Source organism: Microbulbifer agarilyticus (assembly GCF_020171345.1).
Lineage (GTDB): Bacteria > Pseudomonadota > Gammaproteobacteria > Pseudomonadales > Cellvibrionaceae > Microbulbifer > Microbulbifer agarilyticus_D.
This window is the reverse complement of record NZ_JAIUZM010000003.1, coordinates 378,504-396,111: the sequence shown is the minus strand read 5'-3', so window position 1 is coordinate 396,111 and position 17,608 is coordinate 378,504. Positions and strand designations below refer to the sequence as shown.

At 56.7% G+C, this 17,608-nt stretch carries 10 protein-coding genes; 5 read left to right on the top strand and 5 right to left on the bottom strand.

The window, feature by feature from the left end; genetic code table 11:
- The first annotated feature begins 64 nt into the window (after nucleotides 1-64).
- Nucleotides 65-2,062 (top strand): transglycosylase SLT domain-containing protein, encoded by a 1,998-nt coding sequence (locus LCM31_RS12115; RefSeq protein WP_224870434.1) that lies wholly within the window; start codon nucleotides 65-67, stop codon nucleotides 2,060-2,062.
- Between the two features lie 137 nt (nucleotides 2,063-2,199).
- Here LCM31_RS12115 and LCM31_RS12110 read toward each other — a convergent pair whose 3' ends face one another.
- Together LCM31_RS12110 and LCM31_RS12105 are read right to left on the bottom strand one after the other, a co-directional pair.
- Entirely contained in the window at nucleotides 2,200-2,454 is a 255-nt protein-coding gene (locus tag LCM31_RS12110) for a glutaredoxin family protein (protein ID WP_224870432.1), read from the bottom strand.
- Nucleotides 2,455-2,456: 2 nt separating this feature from the next.
- The gene (locus tag LCM31_RS12105; protein WP_224870430.1) at nucleotides 2,457-3,365 is read right to left on the bottom strand and encodes an FHA domain-containing protein; all 909 of its coding nucleotides are present in this window, start codon (nucleotides 3,363-3,365) and stop codon (nucleotides 2,457-2,459) included.
- A gap of 323 nt (nucleotides 3,366-3,688) precedes the next feature.
- Between LCM31_RS12105 and LCM31_RS12100 the strand changes: the two genes are divergently transcribed.
- Complete coding sequence (locus LCM31_RS12100) at nucleotides 3,689-4,684, top strand: PP2C family protein-serine/threonine phosphatase (RefSeq protein WP_224870428.1); 996 nt, start codon at nucleotides 3,689-3,691, stop codon at nucleotides 4,682-4,684.
- A gap of 16 nt (nucleotides 4,685-4,700) precedes the next feature.
- On the top strand, nucleotides 4,701-7,148 hold the full coding sequence (locus LCM31_RS12095; protein ID WP_224870426.1) for a bifunctional serine/threonine-protein kinase/formylglycine-generating enzyme family protein: 2,448 nt from the start codon (nucleotides 4,701-4,703) through the stop codon (nucleotides 7,146-7,148).
- A gap of 7 nt (nucleotides 7,149-7,155) precedes the next feature.
- Here LCM31_RS12095 and rlmKL read toward each other — a convergent pair whose 3' ends face one another.
- Nucleotides 7,156-9,336, bottom strand: a complete 2,181-nt coding sequence (gene rlmKL / locus LCM31_RS12090; protein ID WP_224870424.1) for a bifunctional 23S rRNA (guanine(2069)-N(7))-methyltransferase RlmK/23S rRNA (guanine(2445)-N(2))-methyltransferase RlmL — start codon at nucleotides 9,334-9,336, stop codon at nucleotides 7,156-7,158.
- Nucleotides 9,337-9,733: 397 nt separating this feature from the next.
- On the opposite strand from rlmKL, the gene rmf reads away from it, so the two are divergent.
- Entirely contained in the window at nucleotides 9,734-9,937 is a 204-nt protein-coding gene (rmf, locus tag LCM31_RS12085; protein ID WP_224870422.1) for a ribosome modulation factor, read from the top strand.
- A 250-nt stretch (nucleotides 9,938-10,187) separates the two neighbouring features.
- Here rmf and LCM31_RS12080 read toward each other — a convergent pair whose 3' ends face one another.
- Together LCM31_RS12080 and LCM31_RS12075 are read right to left on the bottom strand one after the other, a co-directional pair.
- Complete coding sequence (locus LCM31_RS12080) at nucleotides 10,188-11,231, bottom strand: quinone-dependent dihydroorotate dehydrogenase (RefSeq protein ID WP_224870420.1); 1,044 nt, start codon at nucleotides 11,229-11,231, stop codon at nucleotides 10,188-10,190.
- A 159-nt stretch (nucleotides 11,232-11,390) separates the two neighbouring features.
- A complete protein-coding gene (locus tag LCM31_RS12075) occupies nucleotides 11,391-16,280 on the bottom strand; it encodes an NAD-glutamate dehydrogenase (RefSeq protein WP_224870677.1) in 4,890 nt (1,629 codons plus the stop codon).
- Nucleotides 16,281-16,643: 363 nt separating this feature from the next.
- On the opposite strand from LCM31_RS12075, the gene LCM31_RS12070 reads away from it, so the two are divergent.
- Nucleotides 16,644-17,603, top strand: a complete 960-nt coding sequence (locus tag LCM31_RS12070) for an AAA family ATPase (RefSeq protein WP_222227966.1) — start codon at nucleotides 16,644-16,646, stop codon at nucleotides 17,601-17,603.
- The last annotated feature ends 5 nt before the right edge of the window (nucleotides 17,604-17,608 follow it).

Below are 17,608 nucleotides of genomic sequence, written 5' to 3'. Positions count from 1 at the left end.
AGACATTTTACGCTTAAATCTGCGCCCCTTCGAACAAGCGATTTCTCAATCGGGTTTTTTCAGCATGACGATTGGCCATAAAGGATTCGCCATTCTTCTCTCTGCCCTGGTTCTCATCGCGCTTACCGTCGCGCCAGCGCGGGCAGCGGACACGGCTGATGCGGAAGCGGCGGTAGCCCAGAGAGAGAAGCTCCAGCAGGCTCGGCAGGCCATTGCCAGCAACAACAAGCGCCAACTGCGGAAGCTCAAGAAGGAGCTGAAGGACTATCCCCTACTGCCCTATATCGAGTACTGGGAGCTGAGCAAGCGCCTCTCAAAACTTCCGTATGACGATATTGACGCCTTTCTCGAAGAGTACCAAGACACCGCGCTTGGTGACTGGACACGAGTACGTGTACTACGCGAACTTGGCGCCCGCGAGCGTTTTAAGGCCTACCTCAAGTACTACGATCCAGACAGGATTCGCCGCACCCAGTTGCGCTGCTACTACGTAGACGCCCTCTCTCGGCACGGAGACAAACAGCAGGCTTATGAGCTGATTGAAGAGCTATGGACGGTAGGCGCCTCGCAACCCAAAGAGTGTGACCCGGCCTTCGCACGCTGGATGAAAGACGGGGGGCTCACGCAAGAACGCGCCTGGCAGCGTCACGCACTGTCGGTAAGAGCCGGAAATCTCGACCTGGCAGCATTTATCGCACGCAAGCTGGATAAATCGCGCAAAGCCCGTGCCGAGCTGATGCGCAGTGTGTATCGCAAGCCGGAGCAAATCCTCGATTACAAAAAATTTATCCGTGAAGAGCCGGAATACCGGGATATCGTCACTATCGGGCTGCGCCGCCTTGCCTCAAAGGACGCCGGCAAGGCCAATCAAGCCTGGGAGCGCTATAGCGCCAGTTACCTCTTTAACGACGAAGAACGGGATGACTACCTGCGCTACCTGGCCCTACGTTTTGCCCGGCAGGACGATCAGGCTGGCCTGGAAACGCTCATCAAGAACAACCCCGAATTCTTTGATTTACGCACGTCAGAGTGGCTCATTCGCCAATCCTTGCGCGAAATGGACTGGGCACAAGTCGAGTTTTGGATCGATCAACTCCCCGCAGACAACCAGAAGCTCGACCGCTGGCTGTACTGGAAGGCCCGGGCAATTGAAGAACAGCTCCAGGCCACCGACAAACCGGACCCTGCGCGACAGGCACTGGCCAAAAAGCTTTACCAGCAAGCCGCCGCGGAACGCAGCTATTACGGATTCCTCGCTTCGGACACCATTGGTGCGGACTACAGCTTTGTGGACCGCCCGGCCCCCATCACACCCAAACTGGTGGACGAGGTGGCCGCACGCGCCGATATGCAGCGCGCGCGCGAGCTGCAGGCAATCGGCGAGTTTTACCACGCACGACGCGAATGGAACTATGCAACCCGGGATATGCCGGACGAGGAGTTGATGACCGCGAGTAAAATCGCGGGCTCCTGGGGCTGGTATCACAAATCCATCCAGTCCATTCTCGCCGCCGACTATCTGGATGACCTTGAGTTGCGTTTTCCCCTCGCCTTTCCCGGCATTGTTAGCGATGTGGCAAAACGCATGGGTAAGAAAACCGCCCTCAACGATTATCTCGTGCTGGCCGTGGCCCGCCAGGAAAGCCACTTCAGCCATGACGCCAAGTCGCACGCGGGCGCCATGGGCCTGATGCAGTTGCTGCCGTCTACCGCGCGCGCCACCGCACGTAAAGCGGGTGTGCCCTACCGACGTAGCTGGGACCTGCTGAACCCCAATACCAACATCAGCCTGGGCGCCTATTACCTGAACTCGTTACTCAACCGTTTTGACAACAACCGATTCCTCGCTGCCGCGGCGTATAACGCAGGCCCCACCCGGGTTTCGCGCTGGCTGAAAGCTACCGATAAGAAACTGCCCTTCGATGTATGGATCGAAACCATCCCGTACAACGAAACACGAAAATACGTACAAAACGTACTTTCCTATTCGGTGATCTATGCGTACCGCAGCGGCGAAAAGAAATCACTGCTCAACAAAAATGAGGCAGAGGCCAAACTGTAACTTTATATGCACGGTTATAGGGATTGAGCGGAAAAAGCGGGCGGCAAAAAACAGAGAGGAGAAAAGATCGGAAAAAGAGAAAAGAAGAAAAAGAAATGGAATACAACGAAGCAGAGCACCAAGCAGCTCGGATTGGCTTAAGCCAACCGAGCCACCAGCCACTTATCCAGCTCGTCGACGGTAAACGGCCAGCAAATCACATCATCCACCTGCCCTAGACCAACGACTGGAATACTCCAGCCAAACAAACGGGTCAGCGTTTCGTCATCGGCAATATCTACCGAGACCAGCCGCAACTGATATTTCTCCAGCAGCGGCCAAATCTCCGACTTGGCCTTTTCACAAAGACTGCAGCCCAATGTGGTGTACAGCAGTATGTCGCGCTCGGCCACGCTTAAACCAGCCCCTGACTACGTGCCCAGAAAAAACCAGCCGCTGCAGCAGCGGTGACGATAACACCCAGCCACAGCCAGCCACCGCTGCCATTGGCGGCTGCGGTTTCACCGCGATAGCCCGCAGAGATGGAATCCTGCGCGCCGAAGGAACCATCGTCGCTAGCCGGCGCACGAGCATCCTCCCCCTGGGAGCGCATGCCAAGCTGGCTGCGTCGCATCGCCTGATCCAGCGCCGCACTCTGGCGCGCCGCCTCAGGCAGAGTGACAGCCTGGCGAACCGTGGTTTTATCCAGGTCATCTGCCGGACCCACCACACTAAAGCTCAAGCTGTCGAAACGCAGTTCGTCACCACGGCGCACACGAGACTCGGTAATACGCTGATTGTTCAGATAGGTGCCGTTTGCGGAGCCGAGGTCCACAGCGAACAGCAGACCTTCCCGCACTTCGAGTCGCGCGTGACGACGCGAAAGGTGCGACATGGAAAAGGTCAAATCGCACTCGTCGGAACGACCCACAATGGTGGTCTCGCGCACGGGAAATACGCGCCCCACAATCGCCGGGTGGTTCGCACGCAGTGCCCAGGCAACATTTGCGGCATTGCCTGCCGCTTTCAAGCGGGTAATTTTGGGATCAACGACCGCCAGCTGTCGGTCGCCAACCTGCACGCGATCGTTCGGCTGCAAGCGACAACTGCCTTCGATCAACTTGCCATTCACCAGCAGCTGAGCTCCGCCAGAGAGGTTGTGCAACTCTAATTCGTCACCATCCACCAGGATCTCTGCATGCAACTTGGCCACTGATGGATCCGCCAGGGTCAGGTCACACTGGCTTCCCCGGCCAACGGTCACTTTGGGCGCAACGAGCCATACACTTTGGCTGGAATCTTTCACGTCACACAGTTTCAACATGATCGCGCTTCCTTGAGGTCGCCAAAAGGCGTACAATTTTTAATCAATTTGTTCGATAAGGGGCTATCGGGGCCGGCGATATGCGCCAGCCAAAGCCAATTCATGCGTTTTCGCGAGTCATCTCAGCGATAAAGCGCGATGGAAGTTTATCACGCGTAAATTGATTGGCCTGTGAATCCGTTTGCAGCTTACAATGTCATCAGGCTCTACTATGTAAACCACAGTTGCCTTGCGAAATGCCCGCGGAACCTCCAGGGAATATGGGCTTAAGGCACTAGTGGCGCTTTCGACAATAACGACAGGTAACAGGTAGTTGCATACCAGTGAGTGAAGCCAAAGTACGGGAACGCCCGAGCGGTGTGAGCCAACCCGCCGTCCGCGCCAATGTGCGCAGTGCTGGTGCGACCCACACCGGATACCGCCGCGATCAGAACGAGGATGCGTTCTGGGGCGACGAGTCCCGGGGCGTGTGGGTTGTCGCCGATGGATTAGGTGGTCATCAGGCTGGAGAAATCGCCAGCCAGACCGTGGTCGAGGAGATTCAGCGCTCCTCCGCGACCGATCGACATTACGAGCAGGCCCTGCGTCGTGCGCACGCCCTGCTGGCCGGTGACGAGAACAGTAATACCGCGATGGGCACCACCGCGGTCGTAGTGGCCGAAGACGCGCCCTATTTCCATATTTACTGGGTCGGTGACAGCCGCGCCTACCTATGGACCCCACCCAGCGAAGTACCAGAGGGTGCCGACCAGCCCTTCCCTCACGGGACCCTGAAGCAACTCACCGTGGATCATTCCTACGTGCAGATGCTCGTGGATTCGGGCGCGATTAATCAAGAAGAAGCGGCCAACCATCCGAACCGGCATGTGATTACCCGCTGCATTGGCGGGTCAGCCAATCCAACGCTTGAGATCGACCGCGCCTCTTTTTCCTGGGACGCGGGCCAAAAGCTTTTGTTGTGCAGCGACGGGCTCAGCAATGATGTGAGCCCTGCCGAGATTTGCGAAGTCCTTGCGAAGAATACGGACAACCAGCGTGCGAGCGACTTACTGATCGCCGCGGCACTGGATGCTGGCGGGCGCGATAACATTACCGTGCAAGTCATCAGTGCGCCCGACCATCAGGAAGACGACCAGGCCACAAAATTTGACGCTAATGGGAACCCTAAGTCACAAAAGCAGAACTCCCGCACATCGCGCTCGCTACTTGGATCCCACAAAATTTTTTCCGCACGCGGCAAACTAATACTGAATATCACTACACTTGCCTTGATTTTATCGGCAGGTATTTATGTCACCTGGCAGCTACTGAACAGTTAACAAGGAACGGGCTCGAATGGAAGTTGTCAGCAGCGGCGCCGCCTCGCTGGAGATCCCTGGCTACCAGATCCTGAAGAAAATTAATCAGGGCGGTATGTCTACCGTTTACCTGGCGACTCAGCGCAGCATGGGGCGTCAGGTTGCCCTGAAAGTGATGTCTCCCGTCCTTAACGCAGACCCGATTTTCAGTGAACGCTTCCAGCGCGAAGCCAACATCGTTGGCCAGCTGTCGCATCCTAATATTGTTGCCATCCACGACATCGGCCGTTACCGCAGCCTGAATTACATCGCCATGGACTACCTACCCGGTGGTTCCGTCGCGGACGCGCTGACCAAAGGCGCCATTGAACCTCTCGACGCCCTGCACATTACCCGTCAGATTGCCATGGCTCTGGACCATGCCAGCAACAAGGGCTATGTGCACCGCGACCTGAAACCAGAGAACATCCTGTTTCGGGAAGACGGCTCAGCGATTCTTACCGACTTCGGTGTGGCCCGTGCGGTTGCACGCACCACGCGCATGACCAGCACCGGTATGGTTGTCGGCACCCCGCACTATATGAGCCCAGAACAGGCGCGCGGCGCGGCCGTCGATGGGCGCGCCGACCTGTATAGCCTCGGTGTGGTGTTCTATGAAATGCTCACCAGTGCGGTGCCCTTCCAGGCCGAGGAAGCTGTGGCTATTGCCATTAAGCACCTCACCGATCCGATTCCTCGCCTGCCCGCGCGACACACCTTATACCAGGGGCTCATTGACCGCTTCCTTGCCAAAGATCCCGAACAGCGCTTCCAGCGCGGGCTGGACGTGGTCGATGCGATCGATCAGTTGCTTGCGGCACTGGATGGCAAATCGCCAGCCCCTACCACCAAGATGAACAATACCTCGGTGCGCGTTTCGAGTTTGTTGCGCGCACTGGTGCTAACCCTGTACGGCACACTTACCGATCGCATTGTCGCCGCTTGGGCGCGCTTTCGCGACAAGCCGGTTCACCAACAAAATCCGCGCGCCGAACAGCAGACCATTATGCGTATTCGGCAAGTGGTGGAGCAGGCCGCTCCGATCAAACGCCGATCGAAAATGTTCTTCGGCCTGCTAGCGGTGAGCTTCACCCTAATCTGGGTACTGTTCAGCCTGTTTAGCAACAAATTCCAGTGGCAAACCGATTCGGGGCTGGTGAACGAAGCCGTCGATATCACCTCACAGATACTGCTGCCCGAGAATAATGGTGCACCGCAAGCCGGTCAGGTTGCCGCTGATTTACCGAGTCTTTCCAGCGACCTCCTCCCCGGCAATTCGACGTTACAAGAACCGAACGCGGGCCGAGCGGGTCCGGTGCTACGCGACACCCCTGCCCCGGCAGCTATCGCGGAAGCTGCCCCCAACACAACTGCGGCGAAACCTGATACCGCTGAGACAGGTCATATTGCCACTGCTGAGGAACCAAATACTGCGGCCGCCATCAGCAACAGCGATGCAGCCGCGACTCCGCAAGAACCTGAAGTAGCCGCCCCGCCACCGACCTACGCACTCAAGGTGTCGCCAACACCCGGTGATGCGCGCATTCGGATCATGAACATCGTCCCACGATACACTCCGGGAATAAGTCTCGAGCCCGGACGCTATAACGTTGAGGTGAGTAAACCTGGCTTCAGCACCGTGCGGCGCTGGGTGGAAATCGATTCTGCTGACGTTAATCTCGCGGTACAGCTAGAGCGCAAATACTTTGCCGGTAGGAGTTTTCAGTCGCCATTAAAAGACGGTGGCCGTGGCCCCGAAATGGTCGTGATCTCCCCCGGCGCTTTCACCATGGGGAACAACGCACGCCCTTTCACCAGCCCCGAACACAAAATCACGATCCGACGCCCCTACGCAATTGGCGCACACGAAGTAACGTTTAACGACTACGATCGCTATGCGAAAGCCAGTGGCCGCAGCTTACCGAGTGACCAGGGTTGGGGCCGTGGCACGCGCCCCGTCATCAACGTGAGCTGGGTTGAGGCACAACGCTATGCCAAGTGGCTGAGCGAACAGAGCGGGCAAAAATATCGTTTGGCGAGTGAGGCGGAATGGGAATTTGCCGCGCGAGCAAACACCAACACGCCGTTCTGGTGGGGTGATGGCAGCCCCCGTAGCAAAGCCAACTGCCGCCGTGGCTGCGCAAGTGAATTCAACTCCCTATTTTCCGCGACGAGCGCTCCGGTGGGTAACTACAAAGCCAACCAGTTTGGGCTGTATGACACCGCGGGCAATGTTGGCGAATGGGTGCAGGATTGTTTTCTCGGCGACTTCACCAACCACCGCAGCGATGCACGGCCAGTGCAGCTGAAAAACTGCGACCTGCGTGTAGTCCGCGGCGGCTCCATGCGTGAACCGCTACGCAATATCAGCTCCGACTACCGCACCGGACTGTATGAGCGTGCCCACTCCAAAGAAGTGGGCTTCCGCCTGGCAATGGAGCTGTAACAGCCCATTACCGCGCGCGCACTTCCCACACATTATGAATTTTCGGGTTGCGCTGGAAATCCTTGTCGAGCAGCTTGGCTGAAAGATTTTCCACCGCGAACTCTGACCGCACCGCCTCGTCCATTTTGAAGCTGCGCAAGTTATTGGAAAACAGTAGCACCCCGTCTTTACTCAGCAGCGACATGCACTGACGAATCAATTCCCCGTGGTCCCGCTGGATATCCAGCACGCCCTGCATTTTTGCAGAGTTTGAAAAGGTCGGCGGATCCAGAAAGATAACGTCGTAATGCCCTTTGCGATTGGCCTGTGCAGCGTGCAGCCATTGCAGGCAGTCGGCTTCAATCAGCTGGTGGCGGTATGGGTCCATGCCATTTTCACGGAAGTTTCTCTGCCCCCACGCCTGATAGGTCTTCGACAGATCAACACTGGTACTGTCGGAGCAACCACCAATTGCTGCCTGCACGGTTGCGGTGGCCGTATAGCAGAACAGGTTGAGTAAACGTTTGCCCTTGGCCAGTTTACGCAGGTGCTGGCGCACCGGGCGGTGATCCAGAAACAGGCCGGTATCGAGATAATCCCACAGATTAATTTCCAGCTTTGCCCCGTATTCGTCCACGAGGAAGGTGCGAGAATCTTCACCACGCTTCTGGTATTGGCTGCCGCTGTCTTTGTGGCTATGGCGGCGGCGCTCTTTAATGGAGACATTACGTGGTGACAGATCCAGAACCTGACGCGTTGCCCGCACCAGATCCATTAGGCGACCCCGTGCTTTTTGCTCAGGAATACTCGCGGGCGCGCGGTATTCCTGAATATGCGCGAAGCGCTCACCTTCCAACGACTGGTAAATATCGATGGCGGCGGAATACTCGGGCAGGTCCGCATCGTACAAGCGATAGCAACTCACACCACTGCGTTGCGCCCACTTGCCGGTGGTCCGTAGATTTTTTTGTAGGCGATTCGCCACCATCTGCGCTTCTTCAGACAAACGCGCTCCGCCTTCCTGGCTGCGCTCGCCGGATTGCGCGTGAATATCAAACAACAGCAGCTGGCTGGGGATACTGCCGTTAAACAGTTTGTATTGCTTGTGCGAGCGCAGGCCGGTGGAATGACAAAGTTCAGGATTGCCGGTAAAAATAGCCGCCTTCCAACCGGCAAACTCTTTCTTCAGCTGGCCACCCAGTTCCGCATAGGTTTCGCGCAGCGCCTCCTGCTCTCCCAGCCGTTCACCGTAGGGCGGATTGGTAATTACCAGCCCCGCGGTTACCGGGCGATGGCTTGGCACCTTGAAGGCCGCTACCGGCCGACAGCTGACGCGCACCTGCTTGTCCAGTCCGGCCCGCGCGATATTGGATTCGGCCGCAAACAGCACCTTTGCGTCTGCATCGTAGCCGCGGATTTCCGGCAGTGGCTTTGCCATGCCTTCGGTGCGGCGCTGCAGCGCTTCTTCCCGCAATGACAGCCAGATATCGCTTTGGTGATTCAACCAGCGCTCGAAACCGAACTCCTCGCGCAACAGCCCTGGGGCCACATCTGCCGCCATCAATGCCGCCTCCACGAGAAAAGTGCCTGAACCGCACATGGGGTCCAGCAAGGCACCGCCCTCGGCGGCAATTTGTGGCCAGCCCGCGCGCATCAGCAACGCCGCCGCGAGATTTTCTTTCAGTGGTGCCGCGCCGATGTGGGTACGGTAACCGCGGCGGTGCAGGCTATCGCCACTGAGATCAATCGCGATCTCGAGGACATCGCGATGCAAGCGCAACATCACCGAAAGGTCTGGATCGCGTTTGTCGACATCCGGGCGTGCACCGGTCGCTTTGCGCAGGCGATCAACGATGGCATCTTTTGCTTTCTGGGCACCAAACTGGCTGTTACGTATTTCCCGATTGGTACCAGAAAACTGCACCCAAAGTACGCCGTTGGGGCTAATGTGTTCTTCCCAGGGCTGCTCTGCCACGGCACGATACAAAGCTTCCGCATCTTCAATGCGCGCTTGCCCAAGATTCAGCAAAACCCGGTTTGCGATACGACTCCACAGGTTAACCCGGTAAGCCATGGCGAGATCGCCATCAAAGCGCACCGCCGCTGGCTGCTCCCGCAGAACGTTCGCGCCAATCTGACGCAATTCATTCGCGAGCACATTTTCCAGGCCTTTTGGGCAGGTGGCTGTAAATTCAAACTTCTCAGTCAAGGATTCGACCTCAAGGTGCCTTTGCCCCCCGCCACGCGCCACTCTCTTCAAGCAGCCAACCGGGGCAATTTGGCAAATAGGTTATGGCCATTTTGGCCAGGGGATCTTTAGAGGGCGCAAGCATACCGCAATCGAGAATTCTATTCTTCAAGAGGGGCAAATAGCCCTGAGAAGCTTTCTCGCATTAGATAATTTGAACCTATACACCGCTCTTTTCAGAAAGAATCAATCCTTCCCTGCCCTGATGCAATTTGGCCAAATATTCCGATGCGGCACCCCTTCTCGCCGGGCCCCATCCACAATAAGCTGGTTAGAGCATAAGGGGAGAAGTGGTGATACCGGTCACACAACCGGTTTTGTGCCGCTTAAGTCACAATCAGAATGAGGTATTACGCCTATGAAACGCCAAAAACGTAATCCCAACGATAGAGCACTTCACAAAGGTTACGTTGCCGCCGTACAGGGCAGAGACCACGATAGCTGCCCCTACCAAAGCGGATCCCTTCACCAAGAATGGGTAAACGGTTGGCGCCAAGGGCGAGAGGATATTTGGAGTGGCTTCGGGCCGGCGGCCCAGGCCCAACGTATGGAGAGTATGTAAGCCGGCGGCTTGAGTCACCCGCCCTTCACACACCCGGCCAAATTTAATTCCGCAGCGATGCGGCCATATAGGTCGCGACTCGCTTCGAGATTCTCAACGTTTTCGGAGCCCCTCTCGCAACAGTCCCGGACTCGCTTATGCAAGACCGGGACATTGCACTCACTAAATCACCTAACACACTGCCACTTTACACAATGTGCACAAGCTAATCGGTAGCAAAGAGAGCTCCGCTCCCAGCACCGGAAACCAATTAACGGTGTTCGATCACGCGTGCTTTGTGTATGTCTGCAATTGCTGCTGCGGCTTCGTGAATGACTTCCGGGCCGCGGTAAATAAAGCCGGAATAAATCTGTACCGCAGTGGCACCCGCACGAATCTTTTCTGCGGCTGACTCACCATCAAAAATACCACCAACGCCGATAATCGGAATACTTCCATTCAACGCGCTGTGTAATTTGCGAATGACCTCGGTGGAGCGCTCGCGCAGTGGTCGTCCACTCAATCCACCCTGCTCCGTACCGTGCTCAAGGTTTTCCACGGAAGATTTGTCGATGGTGGTGTTAGTGGCAATAACACCGTCGATCTCATGCTCCTGCAATGTCTTCGCGACCTGGGCGATGGCATCGTCATCCATATCCGGTGCAATCTTTACCGCCAGTGGTACATAACGGTCCTGCTCTGCGGCGAGTTGAGCCTGCTTTTCTTTCAGCGCATTGAGCAACTGGCTGAGGCTATCTCCGAACTGTAGATCACGCAGACCTTTGGTGTTCGGTGAGGAAACATTTGCCGTGATGTAATCCGCATGGGCGTATACCTTTTCCATGCAGATACAGTAATCGTCGGCCGCCTGCTCTACCGGGGTATCTAGGTTTTTACCCACGTTGATTCCGAGTACGCCGGAATAGCGACGGCGCTTTACCCGCTCAAGCAGATAATCGACACCCTCATTATTGAAACCCATGCGATTGATGATGGCCTCGGCTTCCGGCAAGCGGAACACACGCGGCTGAGGATTGCCCGGCTGCGGACGTGGAGTCACGGTACCCACCTCAACAAAGCCAAATCCCAGGGCGCCCAAGCCGTTAAACGCCTGGGCATTCTTGTCCAGCCCTGCCGCAAGACCCACCGGGTTTGGCAGAGTTAAGCCCATCAGTTCTACCGGATCATCCGGTACCGATTTGCTAAACAACGACATCAAGCCAAGCCGCTCGGCGGCGCCAATGGCGTCCATCGACAAGTGGTGGGAGCGCTCGGGGTCGAGCGCAAACAGGGCTTTGCGCAAATGCTGGTACATGGGTTTCCTTGAGGTTCTGACCAAATCAGTACTCATACCGCCGCGATGAGGCCCGCAAGAAGTCTTGAGTCCAATGGGTCAAGCAAATATGACAACCCCCATCCGAGAGACCCAGATGGGGGTTGTGTATTGTACGAGATTCCCGACGAATCGAGAAACTTACGCAGAGACGAGGGACTCCTGGTCTGCCGTCGCATTCGCCAGATACATCAGCTCGCGCAAGGCGACCGTAAACATGGCGAAATCACCTTGAGGGGCAGACTTCAGCTCCTTGGTCAGGCTTTCCCAGCGCTGAATCGCCTGGGCCATCGTGCCCGCCCAATTTTCCACCGCACTGTCCACATCGAGGCCATCATCCCCAGCCAAGCGCAGGATATGGGTGACCAGTCTTGCCAGCTGGTTGTCCAGGTCATCCATACTGGTTTCCCGCGCCTGAGAGTGCCAGAAGCTGTCCGACGGCAGATCGATGATCTGGTTGCCGAACCAGTACAGGCCCAGTCGGTCCGCCAGCGCGAAGTAGGCTTTGGCCACCTCTTCCACCGGCCGATCGGTGATGCGCGCGGTCTGGGAAATACCCAGCGCAGAAAACAGGTAGGTTGGCGACGCCGCCAGCATCGCGAGATCCTTCGGCACACTGGCCTCCGTCAACCGATCGTAACGTGCGTGCCACTCGCGCAGCGGCTCTCCACTCAGCACCTCGGGCAAGGCACGAATCACACGCTGAACGGGATCCTGGAACAGCGCAATTTCGTTCGCCGGATCCAGCGCGCCATGCCGATTGCGCACAAACCAGCGTGCGGCCCTGCGCACTCGCCCTACCATCGCGTTCATCAACTGCAACTGCAAATCCGCCGGCACCTGATAATCAAGCTCGGCCACGCCATTCTGGAAATCCGACATACGATACACATCCCGGGCACTCACATAAGACGCGACGATGGTATCGAGGCCGGCACCGGTGGCCCCGCTGATCCGGTCGAAAAAGGTAATCCCCATGCTGTTGACCATTTCATTGGCCACCTGGGTAGAGACGATTTCCCGACGCAGCGGATGGTCGTACACCAGCGCCTGATAACGGGACACCAGTGCGGGCGGGAATGCCGACTCCACTGCCTCCTGCACATAATCGTTATCGATAATATGAACGTCCAGCAGCTCCTCCTTCAGTTTGACCTTCACATAGGAGATCAACACGGACAGTTCCGGGTGCGTGAGGTACTGCCCCTTACTCTGGCGCTCATTCAGCGTTTCGTTATCCGGGATGAATTCCAACTGGCGGCGCAGACGGCCCTCGGCTTCGAGGGTGTTGATCGTACGACGGAATTCGTCAAAGCGATCCGCGATCTGATAGGCCGCAACACTGATCGCACTGGTCTGGTCGTAATTGTTGTCCAGAACCAGCTCGGTGACAGAGTCGGTCATCTCCTCCAGCATGTGGTTACGCTGCTTTTCAGTCAGATCACCATTCGCCACCACCTTGTCCAGCAGGATCTTGATGTTGACCTCGTGATCCGAGCAGTCCACACCGCCGGCATTGTCGATAAAGTCGGTATTACAGCGGCCGCCGTTCAGGGAGAACTCGATGCGCCCGCGCTGCGTCATACCCAGGTTGCCGCCCTCCCCAAACACTTTACAGCGCAACTCATTGCCATCGACCCGCAGATTGTCGTTAGATTTGTCACCGACCTGCTCGTGGCTTTCTTGCTCACCCTTCACATAGGTGCCGATACCGCCATTCCAGATGAGATCCACCGGCGCCTTGAGCATCGCACTGATCAGCTCGTTTGGCGTAAGCTGATCGGCATCAATGGCAAACGCCTGCTGCATCTCCGGGGTGATTTTTACCGACTTGGCACGGCGCTCGAAAATCCCACCGCCCTTGGAGATCAGGCTCAGGTTGTAGTCGCTCCAGCTTGAACGAGGCAACTCGAACAGACGCTTGCGCTCGTGGTAACTGCTCGAGGCGTCAGGATTCGGGTCGACAAAAATATGCAGGTGATTGAAGGCGCCCTTCAAACAGATATGCTCGGACAGCAGCATACCGTTGCCGAACACATCGCCGGCCATATCGCCAATGCCGATCACGGAGAAATTCTCGGTCTGTACATTGACGCCCATTTCGCGGAAATGTCGTTGTACCGAGACCCAGGCTCCACGCGCGGTAATCCCCATTTTTTTATGGTCATAGCCGTTGCTGCCGCCGGAGGCAAAGGCATCCCCAAGCCAAAAATCGTATTCCGCAGCAATGCCGTTGGCGATATCCGAGAAAGTCGCGGTCCCCTTGTCCGCGGCAACAACCAGATAGGGGTCATCCTCATCCCGGCGTATCACCCGGTCCGGCGGAATGACCTCGCCATTTTTCAGGTTGTCGGTAACATCCAGCAATGCGCGAATAAAGGTCTTGTAACACTTAATGCCCGATTCGATTAGGGCTTCCCGGCTGTTGTCCGCCGGGGGCCGGCGTACCACAAAGCCACCCTTGGCCCCGCTGGGCACAATAACCGCATTCTTTACGTTCTGTGCCTTTACCAGGCCCAGCACTTCCGTGCGGAAATCTTCCCGGCGATCGGACCAGCGCAAGCCTCCGCGGGCAACCTTGCCGCCCCGTAGATGGACCCCTTCCACTTGCGGGGAATAGACGAAGATCTCGAACAGCGGGCGCGGCTCCGGAATATTCGGAATGTCTCGTGGGCTAAACTTGATAGAGATGTAATCTTTCGGCTGATCGTTGGCGTCCAACTGGAAAAAGTTGGTACGCAGAGTCGCGCGGATCAAGTCCAGATACCGGCGAATCACCTGGTCTTCATTCAGGTTATCCACGCTGTCGAGACCATCGTGGATTTTCTTGATCAGGCGCTCCACACGGGTCTGGTCCTGGCGCTCCGGAGAATTGATACGCGGATCAAACATCGCCCGGAACAGTGCCACCAGATTGCGGGTAATTTCCACATGATTCGCCAGGGTGGCCGCAATATAGGACTGGCTCGCGCTGAACTTGGTCTGCTTCATGTACCGTGCATAGGCACGCAACATGCTGACCTCACGCCAGTTGAGCCGCGCCGCAAGTACCAGCCGATTGAACGCATCGCTCTCGGCAACGCCATCCCAGATCGCCGCAAATGCGTCCTGGAACAGCGAGCGCGAAGCCTGTGCGTCAATACGGGTGGGCAGGCCGAATTCCAGGTGGAATTCGTGCATCCACACATCCTGCTTGCCGCGCGGGCGGATGGTGTACGGGAACTCCCCCATCACCCGCAGACCGAGATTCTCCAGCACAGGAATCACATCGGACAGGGTCAAACCTGAGCCCACATTGAACACCTTGAAGCGCAGGCTGCCCGGCTCCGCGCCAACGGGCTGATAGAAGCTCATTGCGACCCGGTTGTTGTCGCTCAGCTCCTGGATCGAGGTCACATCCTGTACCGCGATCCGCGGCTCAAAGTCCTCGCGATAGCCCGCGGGGAAAGACTGGCCATAGGTGCCGATCAGGCGGCTGCCTTCTTCTTCCCCGTGGGTCTCAATCAGGGATCTATGAAATACATCTTCCCAGCTGCGGGTAATATCCACGATCTGCGCCTCCAGTCGGGCTACATCAATATCCAGGGGTAAATTCGGGTCGACGCGGAATACCAGATGTACCCGGGCGAGAATCGATTCGGAGAAAAAAGTTGTGAAGTCGGAATCCAGTGCGTGAACCGTACGCGCGATGCGATCACTGATCTTCTCCCGCACCTCACTGCTGAACTGGTCGCGCGGGACGTACACCAGCGCACTGACAAATTTTCCAAAGGGGTCTTTGCGCATAAACAGACGCAAGCGCGCGCGCTCGTTCATCGCCAGCACCCCATGGGTGGTGTCGAACAACTCCTTGGTATTACTCTGGAACAGCTCATCCCTCGGGAAAGTATCGAGAATACGCTGCAGCGCCTTGCCATCATGACTGGTCGGCGCGTGACCGCTCTGCTCCATTACGGAAGCCAATTTGCGGCGCACAATGGGAATCTTAGATGGACTCTCTGTGTATACCGGCGAGGTATACAAACCCATAAATGCGGATTCGCCAATAACCTCACCATTATCGCCGTAGCGTTTGATACTGACATAGTCCGAGTAGGCCGCGCGGTGTACCCGCGACTTTACCGAGGACTTGGCAAAAGTGAGAAAATTGGGCCCCTGGTAAAAACGCTGCTTGCCCTCGTTAAAGGCATACTCCGGTGTCGGTTCAGCGCTCTCTTCGAGTTTCTTAAAAATACCCAGGCGACGGTTCTCGACTTCCTGCAGTACTTTCTTATCCCCCTGCTGGGAGAACTCGTATTCGCGATAGCCAAGGAAGGTGAAATTACCGTCGCGCATCCATTGCAGAAATGCACTGGCCTCTGCCAGATTATTCTCGTTATCCGCCACCCCGGCCTGCAGTTGATCCTGCATCGCAGAACAGGTGTCGAGCATGGGCACATAGTCGTCCACCACCGACTCCACATCGCCCAGTACATCATTCAGAGCGCGTGTCAGCTTCGAGGCGCGGGAAGCACTGGTATCGAGGTTAATCTCGATATAGATCAGTGCTTCATTGATGATCGTCGGGTCGAACTGGCGCTCCTCTTCCAGTAGTGGCGCCACAGGTAACAGCTGCTGCAGACGACCACTGTCGTCCCGTTGCAGCTGCATGACGGTACTCTTGATGGAGTGGATGACGGTGTCGCGCTGGTTAATTTCCATACGCACCGAATCCACCAGAAACGGCATGTCCCGCTGCAACACACACACCACAGTGTGCGAACACTCCCAGCCGTGGTCTTCCAGGCGTGGATTAAATACCCGCACCTTCGGACCGTCGCCATCGCGCTGCTGAATAAAGTCCCAGCAGGTATAAATGCACCCGTAGATATCGACCAGGCGTCGACCCGCAAGATCTTCCAGGGGATACTGGTTCAGATATTGCTCCGCAAAACGGATTACTGGCCCCGCCTTGTCCCCAAGTTTCTCGCGAATGATCTCGCTGACTTGCTCCAGCAGCTCTTCCCGGCTATCGGTGATGACCGTCGCCATATTCACGTACGTCCTCCCATCACGGCGCATGCGTATTGCGCCCGTATAATTCGCCATCGCAGGCGAACCCACACTGCACGTGGAGCCCGCCTTGTCCCCACTGCCGAATTTTCATCCGATTGCGCCACAATCGAGTTTGCAGCGGAGTAAGTTGAACAATCCGACAGAATAATTGTCTACTTTGCAGCCTGAGAACCGGGGTAAGCCCTGCGACAGTTGCCTCTGAGCGCACTGCCGTTAAAATCGTCCTACCCGCATTTCTCGAGCGAGTGGCTATATATAAGAGGGCACCTCAAAAAGCATAGATAGCCACCGCTCTGCGGCAGCGTATTGAAACAGGAAATTGGCAAAAGAAGTGACGATATGGACACACGCCAGCAGATAAAAATTCTGGGTGATTGGCTGGAGCAGCAGATTATTGGCCAAGAGACTTTGGTCAATCGAATTCTCATAGGATTACTGGCCGATGGTCACCTTTTGGTCGAAGGTGCGCCGGGCCTCGCCAAGACAAAAGCGATCAAAACGCTGGCCGATGGTATCGAAGGCGACTTCCATCGGGTCCAGTTTACGCCGGACCTTTTGCCATCCGATATTACCGGCACCGACATCTACCGACCGGAAACCGGCGAATTCCATTTCCAGCCCGGTCCCGTGTTCCACAACCTGATTCTCGCGGACGAAATCAACCGCGCGCCAGCCAAAGTACAGTCCGCGCTACTGGAAGCGATGGCAGAACGCCAGATCAGTGTCGGCCGTAAAACCTATGCCCTGCCCGACCTGTTCCTGGTCATGGCTACGCAGAACCCAATCGAGCAGGAAGGTACCTACCCCCTGCCGGAGGCACAGCTCGACCGCTTCCTGATGCAGGTAAACCTGAGCTACCCCGATGCGGAAGCCGAAACCAAAATTCTGAAACTGGCGCGTGAAGAAGCCAGCCACGGTGAAGGCCACCCGCAAACGGTAATCTCCCAGGAAACCCTGTTTAAGGCCCGCCAGGAAATCCTCGACCTGACCATGGTCGAAGCCGTGGAAACTTATATCGTGCAGCTGATCATCGCCACCCGCGAGCCTCATCGCTATGACGATGAATTGGCCAGCTGGCTCGATTTCGGCGCCAGCCCACGTGCCACCATCGCGCTCGACCGCTGCGCACGCGCTTACGCATGGCTCGCCGGGCGGGACTATGTGACCCCAGATGATGTTATGGCTATCGCGCCGGATGTATTGCGCCACCGCTTGCTGCTCAGCTTTGAAGCCGAGGCCGCCGGGGCGAGCGCCGACCGCGTGATCCATCGCCTGTTACAACTGGTTCCGGCAATCTAGGTTTA